This is a genomic window from Protofrankia sp. Cj3 (assembly GCF_917627355.1).
In the GTDB taxonomy this organism is placed as follows: Bacteria; Actinomycetota; Actinomycetes; order Frankiales; family Frankiaceae; genus Protofrankia.
Genome location: NZ_CAKJTR010000102.1, coordinates 10,271 through 19,387 on the forward strand (window position 1 = coordinate 10,271; position 9,117 = coordinate 19,387).

At 69.6% G+C, this 9,117-nt stretch carries 7 protein-coding genes and 1 pseudogene; 6 read left to right on the forward strand and 2 right to left on the reverse strand.

Annotated elements, in window-relative coordinates; all coding sequences use genetic code 11:
• Both MJ783_RS14680 and MJ783_RS14685 read left to right on the forward strand, forming a co-directional pair.
• Positions 1–358 (forward strand): annotated as a pseudogene (locus MJ783_RS14680) (MBL fold metallo-hydrolase); the annotation flags it as partial.
• A gap of 276 nt (positions 359–634) precedes the next feature.
• The gene (locus MJ783_RS14685; protein WP_239311001.1) at positions 635–4,411 is read left to right on the forward strand and encodes a tetratricopeptide repeat protein; all 3,777 of its coding nucleotides are present in this window, start codon (positions 635–637) and stop codon (positions 4,409–4,411) included.
• 157 nt (positions 4,412–4,568) lie between these two features.
• Here MJ783_RS14685 and MJ783_RS14690 read toward each other — a convergent pair whose 3' ends face one another.
• Both MJ783_RS14690 and MJ783_RS14695 read right to left on the reverse strand, forming a co-directional pair.
• Positions 4,569–5,258 (reverse strand): Crp/Fnr family transcriptional regulator, encoded by a 690-nt coding sequence (locus tag MJ783_RS14690; protein WP_239311006.1) that lies wholly within the window; start codon positions 5,256–5,258, stop codon positions 4,569–4,571.
• Positions 5,259–5,479: 221 nt separating this feature from the next.
• A complete protein-coding gene (locus MJ783_RS14695) occupies positions 5,480–5,716 on the reverse strand; it encodes a hypothetical protein (RefSeq protein ID WP_239311007.1) in 237 nt (78 codons plus the stop codon).
• Between the two features lie 130 nt (positions 5,717–5,846).
• Between MJ783_RS14695 and nth the strand changes: the two genes are divergently transcribed.
• The 4 genes from nth to MJ783_RS14715 all read left to right on the forward strand — a co-directional run.
• On the forward strand, positions 5,847–6,572 hold the full coding sequence (nth, locus tag MJ783_RS14700) for an endonuclease III (protein ID WP_239311002.1): 726 nt from the start codon (positions 5,847–5,849) through the stop codon (positions 6,570–6,572).
• 164 nt (positions 6,573–6,736) lie between these two features.
• Positions 6,737–7,348, forward strand: a complete 612-nt coding sequence (locus tag MJ783_RS14705) for a CoA pyrophosphatase (protein WP_370651633.1) — start codon at positions 6,737–6,739, stop codon at positions 7,346–7,348.
• 52 nt (positions 7,349–7,400) lie between these two features.
• On the forward strand, positions 7,401–7,916 hold the full coding sequence (locus MJ783_RS14710; protein ID WP_239311003.1) for a cupredoxin domain-containing protein: 516 nt from the start codon (positions 7,401–7,403) through the stop codon (positions 7,914–7,916).
• A 20-nt stretch (positions 7,917–7,936) separates the two neighbouring features.
• Positions 7,937–9,117 (forward strand): MarP family serine protease (locus tag MJ783_RS14715; RefSeq protein WP_239311004.1); only part of this gene is annotated, 1,181 nt, incomplete at its 3' end.

Consider the following 9,117-nt stretch of genomic DNA (forward strand, 5'->3'; position numbering starts at 1 on the left):
CAGCGTCTCGGTGCTCACCGGCGACACAATCCTCGGGCGGGGCAGCACGGTGGTGGCGCATCCTGACGGGCGGCTCGGCGATTACCTAGCGAGCCTGCGGCGTCTGCGCGAGCTGGGCGATGCCACCGTCCTTCCTGGCCATGGGCCCGAGCTGCCGGCAGCGGGGCGGGCTTGCGACACATACCTCAGCCACCGGGAGGCCCGCCTGCGGGCGGTCCGAACAGCCGTCGAGGCAGGCGACACGACAGCCGTGGAGATCGTCCGACGGGTCTATGCCGATGTCGACCCCGCGCTGTGGCCGGCGGCGGAACTATCGGTCCACGCCCAGCTCGAGTACTTGCGCCAGCTCTCTCACTGAGGTAGTCGAATCATCGCCGCAGGCAACGGAAGGCGACGTCTTCCAGACATCCCAGATGGCTCTTTTTCCATCCGAACGTGGCTAAGATCAGCGGGAAAAGAAGATCCCGTACAGTTGGCTTATGCTCGCGGCCGGGAGGCGACTACCCGTGCGTAACGCTCCGCATTTGTCCGACTGCACCAGAACAGCTCCGGCATGGAGGCGATACCGGCAAGCCCCGTATATCGGACGGGCCGGCTGGATGTCCTTGCCACACCCCGGCTACGGGATGTTCCGATGATCACATCGCCCATCGCCGGCACCCTGCGCTGCCCACGCTGCGGCACCCCCACCGTTCCCGGCGGGCGGTTCTGCTTCCACTGCGGCTTGCCCCTCCAGACCGAAAACGGTCTGGGCGCGGACGAAGGTGCCGAGCGCCGGGTGGTCACCGTCCTGTTCGGTGACCTCTCGGACTTCACCGCGTGGGCCGAGGACCTCGATCCCGAACGGGTCGGTGAGGTCACCGACCGGGTGCTCGCCGCGCTCGCTCGCGATGTCGCCGAGGTCGGTGGACGGGTCGACAACCTGACCGGCGACGGCATCATGGCCGTGTTCGGAGCACCGACCGCGCACGAGGACGACCCGGAGCGAGCCGTCCGCGCGGCCGCCGCGATGCAGGAGACCGTCCGCCGGCTGGTCACCGACGAGGCCGGCGGTGGGCGCCATCTCGGCCTGCGGGTCGGGATCAACACCGGCGAGGTACTGGCCGGCATTCAGGCGTCACTGAGCTACACGGTGATCGGCGACACTGTCAACACCGCCGCACGGCTGTCTGACGCGGCGGCGGTCGGCGCCGTGTACGCCGGACACCACACCGTGGTCGCCACCACCTCGGTGGCAACGTGGCGACCACTGCCAGCACTGAAACTCAAGGGCAAGCGTGAGCCCGTCCCGGCCTACGAACTGGTCAGTCTGCGGCCGTCCAACGTCGCCCGGCCCAGCCACGGTGACGACGCGCCGTTCACCGGCCGGGACCAGCAGCTCGCGGTTCTCGTATCCGCCTTCCGGGATGTCGTCGCCCATGGCCAGCCACGGACGGTGGTCGTCACCGGCGAGGCCGGGATCGGCAAGACCCGCATCGCGGCGGAACTCGCCCGCCAGGTCGGTACGCAGCCCGACGCCAGGGTGCTGTGGGGACGTACGGTCCGCCACGGTGACGGGCGGGACCTCGCGCCGCTGATGGACATCGTGCGGACGGCATCCGGGGTGGGCGAAGGCGACAGCCCGGACCGGGTCGCCGAACGGGTCCGGCGCACCGTCGGCCGCCTCGAGCACCCCGCCGCGCGCACCCGCATTCCCGGCGGAGTGGCGGACAAGCTGCTCGCTCTGCTGGGCGTCCCGCCAGAAGGCCGTTCAACAGTCACCGCGGAGACCCCGCCGGGTGATCCGGCGGGCCGCGACGCCCATCCCGACAGCCATGCCGTCCGGGCCGTCGACGCGATCGTCGACGACGTCGCTGTGCTGCTCGGGGGGCTGTCCGACGACGGCCCGCTGGTGATCATCCTAGATGATCTGGAGTGGGCGACGACCGCGCTGTGGCAGGGATTACGGCGTTTCGCAAGCCGGCTGCGCGGACCGGTCCTGCTCGTCCTGCTCGACCGTGAGGCCCCGCCCTTGACCGGGCTGCCCAACCCGGAGCTGCTCGCGCTGGCACCGCTGGCGGAAGCCGCGGCGGCGAGGCTGCTGCGGGACTATCTCGGCGGCGCCGAACTTGACGAGAACGCCCGCGCCGCGCTGCTCGGGCGGGTACACGGAAACCCGTTCTTCCTCACCGAGCTGCTGAACCTGCTGGTGGACCGCGGTGTACTGCACCGGGGCTCCCAGAGCGCGGGGCCAGCGCTCGTCCGCACCGAGGAACTCGCGGCATCGGGATCCACTGTGCAGCGCACCCGCCGCCGCCAGTCGGCCGGTATCGAGCCCTCCAGCTGGGTGCTTGAGGGATCCCTGCCGGAGACCACGCTGCCGGCCGGGGTGCAGTCGGTGCTGGCGGCCCGTATCGACGACCTGGACCCGATCGCGAAGGCCGTCCTGCGGTCCGCGTCGGTGCTCGGCAGCCGGTTTCCCGCCGACGCGTTGCCCGCGCTGGAGGACCGCCGGGGCGACCAGGTCCACCGGGCGCTGGCAACCCTCACCGAACGCCAGCTCCTGCGGCCCGCGCATCCCGGGGAACCGTTGTGGACGTTCGTCCATCCGATGGCCCGCGATGTAGCCTACGCCGGCCTGCCCAAGGTGGAGCGGGCCCGCCGGCACGCGGCGGCCGCGCAATGGGGGGTGGAGTTCCTCAGCGGCTCCGAGGCGGAGGTCGCTGCCTTTGTCGGGCATCATGCCGAACGCGCCCACGACCTGGCGGCATCGATGGCGCTGCCCGCCACGGACCCCGCGTGGTCGGCTCGCGAGCCCGGCTTCCATGCCCTGGTACGGGTCGCCCGCTCGGCACTGGCCCGCGACGATCATCGCGGCGCCAGCGACTTGATCACAAGTGCGCGCAGGCTCGGCCGCGGCATCGTCAACGAGATCGACGATCTCGGGGCAGTCGTGCTGCATGCCGAGGCGCTGGCATCCCTGCGCCGTCTGGATGAGGCCGAACGCACCCTTCGGCCCGCGCTCCGGGTCACCACCCCTGAGCTCCGGGCCGCCGCCTACCGCGTCCTCGGCGATCTCCGGCACAAGCAGGGCCGGGACGAGCAGGCCGCTACTGCGCTCGTCACCGCGCTGGAGCAGGCTCAGCTCGCCGGCAGCGACCGGCTGGTAGCGGCGACCCTGCGTCAGCTTGGTCTGCTGGAATACGCCGCCGGCCGGGTGCGCCACGCCGAGAAGCGGTTCACCGATGCGCTGACGCTGGCCCGCCGGGTCGGCGACCCGCGCGGGGTCGGCTGGGCGCTCCAGCACCTTGCCTGGAGCGCGACCACCCGTGGGGACTACCCGAATGCCGAAAAGTACCTGCGGGACGCCTCCGAGGTCTTCAGGCGGTTGGACGACACCGGTGGCCTGGGCTGGTGCGCTGGCACCGAGACACTGGTCTGGCTGCTGTCAGGCCAGCTCAGTCATGCTCGCCACATCGCGCGGGAGCTGATCGAGATGGCCGAGGCGATGGGCGAGCGATGGGGCCTGGCCGTGTGCCTGACCATCGACGCGATCGCCGCCGCCGAACTCGGGGACGTCGCCGAGGCCGAAGCGGAGGCCGAGCGCGCGGCGGAGTTGTTCCGTGCCACCGGTGATACCTGGGGAGCCGCGCTCACCCTCGTGGCCAAGGGGCTCGCCGCTCGCGGCGCGGGTGATCCGGAACGGGGCGCGGCCCACCTGGAGGACGCCCATGCCGCCGCCAACATGGGCCGCCACGCGGTGGTGGGTGCGCTTGCCCTGGTCCTGCTGGGGCTGACCCGGCTCGACGCCGGGCTGATCGACTCGGCTGAGCAGGCCGCGTCCCTCGCGCTGGAAACCCTGGACGGCCTTGAGCTGCAGCCCCACGCGCAGCTGGGGGCAAAAGTGCTGGTCGCCCAGGTTGCGCGGGCTCGTGGGCGGCTACAGGAGTCGATCAGTCTGCTGGAGCAGGCGCTGGCCGCCGGCGAACCGGCGACCCTGCTGTTCCCACGTCGTCAGGCCTACGCGCATCTCGCCGGCACTCTGCTGGACGCGGGCAGACCGGCCGAGGCGCTGGCTGTTGCCCGGCGAGCGGTCGAGGTGGAGGCGGAGGACATCCGCGCCCAGGTGCTGGCCTGGCGGGCGCTGGGCACCGCCCTGGTCGCCGTCGGCAAACCCGCCGAGGCTCGGGCGGCATACGAGAAGGCGCTGGATGCGGCTACCGCGACGGGCGCGGTGAGCGAGGTCTCACAGACCCGTCGACTGCTCGCCGCCGTCCCAGCGGCCGCGGCTGTCCCGGACGCGGCGCCGGACAGCTACCCCACGGGCCTGGGCACGTCGCCAGCTGGGCCACCGACGGCGCCACTGGCCATACCGCCGACGGCGCCACCGGCCATACCCAGGCTGGCCGCTGAGCCGAGCGGGCAGGCATAGCGCAGGCTGGACGCGACGTGCCGGATCGAGCGGGTCTCACGGCGGAACGAGTCCCACAACGGAGCGGGTCTCGCGGCGGGCCCAGGCAACGCGCCAGTGCGCTGCCTGGGCCCGCCGGGGTGGGTGCGGGCCGGCCTGTGCCCCCTGCAGACCGGTTCTAGCGAGCGCGCCGGGCGAGCCTTTCCCGGTCGAGCAGAACCACCGCGCGGGAGTCCAAGCGCAGCCAGCCACGCGTGGCGAAATCCGCCAGCGCCTTGTTGACCGTCTCGCGGGACGCCCCGACCAGTTGGGCGAGCTCTTCCTGAGTAAGACCATGCTCGACCCGGACCCCGGCCGCCTCGTTGCCGGGCTGTGCCGGTTCGCCGAACCGTTCAGCCAGGTCAAGAAGGGCCTTGGCCACTCGTCCAGGCACGTCGGTGAACACCATGTCGGCCATGGAGTCGTTGGTTCGCCGCAGGCGTTGTGCCAGTACTCGAAGCAGCAGCGATGCCGCCTCGGGACGGGTGGCCAACCACGGCCGCAGCGCGGTGTGCTCCAGGGAGACCAACGATGCGTCGGTCACCGCTGTCGCGCTGGCCGTACGAGGCCCTGGGTCGAACAGCGACAGTTCACCGAAGAGGTCCCCAGGCCCCATCACCATGAGGAGATTCTCCCGGCCGTCGGACGCGGCGCGCCCGATCTTGACTTTTCCGGCAAGGATCACGAAGACACGGTCTCCGGTTTCACCTTCACGAAACAGTACTTCGCCTCGGGTAACGTTCTGGCGTTCAAGATGATCATTAAGGGCCTGTCGATCCTGTTCGGACAGGCCGGCAAACATGGGAACACGGGCAAGCAGATCGTCCACGGCGTCCGAGCATGCCAGGAGTGGAGCCAAAGGGCACGACCTGAAAGCCGTAACAGGCTGTCGGGTCTTGAACAGGTCGGCCCAATCGGGGTATTTCAGGCCCGGACGGCCCGTCCAGGAACGAGATCACGCACAGCGGCATACACGCATCGAGAGATTATATAACTCTCCGTAGTCGGAAAAACAAGAAAAATCAACGAAAAGCCAACTGGAACTCATCCTCACACCGCCCGGTGCTTACCCGGCGTCGATCGCCGCAAACGTCGGCGGTAACGCTCCAGCGCGACTGGCAGGCCCTGGGAGACGAAGGTGCTCACCTCGTCCGGCCGGGCGTTGGCAAGGAAGCCCTCCAGGCCCTGCCCCGAGTCGGCGGCACGCAGGGGACGCTCAACCCGCTCCATCGCAAGCAGCAGGGCAAGCAGCACGAGGGGAAAGGAGATCGCGGCAATCAGAAACATGGCGGGCACTATGGTGACGGATGACTGTGCGTAACCAGCACGTGGGGTCCGGATGCGTCCTGCGACATTGAACACATCCGCGACGCAGACCGGAAGCTAGCGTGATCAGCTCGCCCGTTACCCTGGATCCGTGCCCGTCACCGTCAACACCGCCACGGAGAGCCCGCTGGCGCGGACACGGCGAGCCCGCAAGATCATCAGAACCCTCGGCGACCTCCACCCGGATGCCCGGATCGCGCTGAACTTCAGCAGCCCCCTGGAGCTCCTCGTCGCGACGGTCCTGTCCGCGCAGTGCACGGACAAGAAGGTCAACGAGGTGACCCCGACGCTCTTCGCGCTGTATCGCACGGCCAGCGACTATGCCGGCGCGGACCGCACGGAGCTGGAAGCCGTCCTGCGTCCGACGGGCTTCTTCCGAGCGAAGGCACATTCGATCATCGGAATCGGCGCCGCGCTGGTCGACCGTTTCGCCGGCGACGTACCCGCGCGCCTCGACGACCTCGTCACGCTGCCCGGTGTCGGCCGCAAGACCGCCAACGTGGTGCTCGGACACGCCTTCGACATACCCGGGATCACGGTGGACACCCATGTCGGACGCTTGTCCCGCAGATTCGGGCTGACCAGCAACACCGATCCGGTCAAGGTTGAGAACGACCTTGCCGAGCTGCTCGAGCGCCACGACTACACGATCGCGTCCGACCGAATGATCTTTCATGGCCGGCGGATCTGCCACTCCCGCCGCCCGGCATGCGGAGCGTGCGGCGTGGCCCGCCTGTGCCCGTCGTTCGGCCTCGGCCCGACCACCTCAGATGACGCCGCGCGGCTGGTCCGCAAGGGCGTCGAAGCGGTCAGTTGAGCCCCGGACCGCATCCGGACGACACCGGAGCTCCCCGATCGGCGCGCTACCCTCGGGACGCCACGCCGGACCAGCCAGGTCGGCCACATCAGCCAGGATGGCTCGCTGACCTGGCCGATGCCCTGCGTTCGGCCCGCCCTGACGAACTGCAATCACGTAACCACGTGCCGGCGACGAACGGCGCGCGCCCGGCAGCCGTGCTCATGCTGCTCGGAGACGGCCCGGCCGGAACGGACATCCTGCTCATCGAACGTGCGCCTGACCTGCGCAGCCACGGCGGGCAGCCGGCCTTCCCCGGTGGCGCCACCGATCCCTGCGACGCGTCCCCGGCAGCCACAGCGCTGCGGGAGGCCCGGGAGGAGGTCGGGCTGGACCCGGAATGCGTCCAGGTGCTCGCCACTGGCCCCGCTCTCTACCTGCCACCCAGCGACTTCCTGGTCACACCCGTGCTGGCGTGGTGGCACACGCCGTGCTCGGTGGCTCCGCTGGACTCGAACGAGACGTCATCGGTCGCGCGGGTGCCTGTCGCGACGTTGGCGGACCCAGCAAATCGGGTGCTGGCCCATCACCCGCGGACCGGCTACCGCGGACCGGCCTTCCGCGCACACGGCATGTTCATCTGGGGCTTCACCGGTGGGCTGCTCGCCGCGCTGCTGCGGATGGGGGGCTGGGAGCGCCCGTGGCTTCCAGCCGAGCAGGTCGAAGCCCCTGTAGCCGCCATATCAGCGCCCTCCGACGCCGAGCGGGCGCCGGAACTGACGGGTGAGTCCGGATGAGCACCCCCCGGACGATACGGTCAATCCGCTCGATGAGGGACCGGAGGCAACCATGAGCGCAATAACCGGCATGAGCCCAATGACCGGCCCGGACGACAGCGTCAAGCGCCCACCGCCCCGGCCCGGCGGACTCCGGCGCCGGCGCACCGGCGTCCCCGCGACGACAGGGACTGTTCGCGTTGCGGTGAGCGTTGTCCTCGCGATCCTCGTGGCGCTCCCGCTCGGCGGTTGCGGCAACAGCAAGACGACCAGCTCGGCGACGGCCGTCTCAAGCGCCACACCGAAGATCGAAAACGATACACAGGTCTTCGACGTCGTGGGTACCGCGTCACTTCAGTTCACGCCCGCGACGCTGATCGCGAAACCCGGAAAAATCACGGTGAACCTGACCGTCGAGCGCGGCTCACCCCCGCACAACTTCGTGATCTCGACGATCCCGGCAGCCCGGACCAACTACGCCACGACCGATACGCCACGTTCCGTCACATTCACAGTGGATCAACCTGGCCAGTACCCGTTCATCTGCACGATCCACCCGAACATGCGTGGCACACTGATAATCAGCTAACGGATAGCGGGCCGCCAGACATGTTCGACATGCTTGACATCATCCTGCTCGTCACAGTGATTGTCTTTGGCGTGTCCGGCTACCGGCAGGGCTTCGTCGTCGGGGCGCTGTCCTTCGTCGGCTTTCTCGGTGGCGGCGTGCTGGGCGCGAACATCGCCGCGCCGTTCGCACGGCTCATCGGGGCCGAGACGAACGGTGCCGTGGTCGGCATCCTGGTCGTTCTTGGACTCGCCCTGGTCGGACAGATCGCCGCCACCGCCATCGGGGCGGCCCTGCGCAACCGGCTCACCTGGCAGCCCGGCCAGACCGTCGACTCGGTCGCCGGCGCGTTGCTGTCGGGGATCTCAGTGCTGCTGGTGGCCTGGCTGCTGGCGACGGCCATCGACCGGTCCCCGTTCAGCACCCTCGCCGAGCATGTGCGCCGATCAGAAATCCTGACAACCGTCGACGGGGCCATGCCGGACACGTTCCGTAATGCCTTTGCGGACCTCCGCCAGCTTGCCGACCAGCGGGGCTTCCCGGAGGTCTTCTCCAGCCTCGGCGGCGGGCGAATTGTGCCCGTCGAGCCACCGGACGCGCAGGCAGCCACCACCGCGGGTGTACAGGCCGCATCGGCCAGCATTCTGAAGATCCGGGGCGTCGCGCCGTCGTGTTCCAAACAGGTCGAAGGCTCCGGTTTCGTCTACGCCGCGGAGCGGGTGATGACAAACGCCCACGTCGTCGCCGGAGTGACGCGGCCACAGGTCGAAGTGGGCAACACCATGATGGCGGCCAGGGTGGTGCTGTTCAACCCGGACACCGACATCGCGGTCCTGTACGTGCCCGGACTGCGCCGGGCCCCGCTGGCCTTTCAGGCCGATCCAGCGGGCCGCGCGGGCGATGACGCGGTCGTCGCCGGATACCCCCAGGACGGCCCTTACACGACTGCGGCGGCACGCATCCGCAATCGTCAGACAGCCAGAGCACCCAACATCTACTCGCAGGGCACGGTGCTGCGTGACATCTACGCCGTCCGCGGCCAGGTGCTGCCGGGAAACTCCGGTGGACCGCTGCTGTCCGAGGCGGGCACCGTCTACGGAGTCGTGTTCGCCGCCGCGACGAACGACTCGGCGACCGGCTATGCGCTGACCAGCGCCGAGGTGGACAGCTCGGCGAACGCCGGTCGTGTCGCGACCGCCCAGGTCAGCACCCAGGGCTGTGA